Source organism: Vibrio sp. D173a (assembly GCF_030248475.1).
Genome location: NZ_JAHGAH010000897.1, coordinates 1 through 1022, shown reverse-complemented (window position 1 = coordinate 1022; position 1022 = coordinate 1). Strand labels below are relative to the sequence as shown.

Annotated in this window: 2 pseudogenes; both read right to left on the bottom strand. The window is 42.3% G+C overall.

Annotated features, from left to right (window positions below):
- A pseudogene (locus KIV40_RS30100) lies at positions 1 to 207 on the bottom strand (alpha/beta hydrolase); the annotation flags it as partial.
- Between the two features lie 505 nt (positions 208 to 712).
- Positions 713 to 1022: pseudogene (locus KIV40_RS30095) on the bottom strand (type 1 glutamine amidotransferase domain-containing protein); the annotation flags it as partial.

Genomic DNA, 1022 nt, shown 5'->3' with positions numbered 1-1022 from the left:
TACGCCAATCGAAGAATAATCAAGAACACAAGTTTGATAGCCTGCATTTAACAAGCCTTGATTAAGCTCGTTCATCGAGCGCCCGCTTTTGGTGAGCCCATGAATGATTACTACTAGATCAGATTGGCTGTCATTTGAATAGGATACAGGTGCGTTTGAGCAAGCCGAGATGAGAATCGCAAACAATAAGACCAAACTGTGTTTCATTAAGACGCCCCACTTACTTCGAATCCAATTCTATCCGATATAGTATCAAGAAGGGGCATTTATAGGGTATGAACCTGAGTCAGTTTAGTGTCAGTTAGCGCTCATATTTATGAAGTTTGTTGGCTTTTTTGTCGAATTTTTGTCTTATTTTTGTTTGGTATCGAATGTTTAAATAAAGCAGGAACTTACTACAGGGAAAGTAATCTCATTAGCACTTCCATACGTTAATTAGCATTACCATGATTTTACGCTTTATCACGGATTTGATTATCATTCTATACGCCCTTGCTAGCTTCTCATTCATACTCTGGTGTGCTCTCGGGAGATAGTGTGGCCTAGGGAGTTTCTATTGTTGATAGAAGATATTAGCTATCTCATCGCGCACTTCGCTCGTTTTTATCCCTTTGAATAGCTGTTTGGCTTGATGGTTATTGGATGAAAATAAAAAGGAAAGCCAATGCTTTCCTTTCTTTACCACTCTATCGAGTTCGTAGCCTATATGTGATTAGCTTAAAAGATCGACGATAGCTTTACCTACGCTATGAGCGCTGGTTGGGTTTTGGCCTGTGATAATACGGTCATCGACAATCACAAGCTCTTGCCATGGTTGCACTTTAGAGTAGCGCGCTGCGCCACGTGCTAGAGACTCTTCCAATAGGAATGGGATGTCGTTGATGGTGCCGAAATCAATCTCTTCTTCACGAGTGAACCCCGTCACTGACTTAGACGCAAGTAGCTTTTCTCCATTGCTTAACGTGATTGGCAGTAGGGCGCCTGGGCCATGACAAACCGCTGCCACAATACCGCCATCTTCA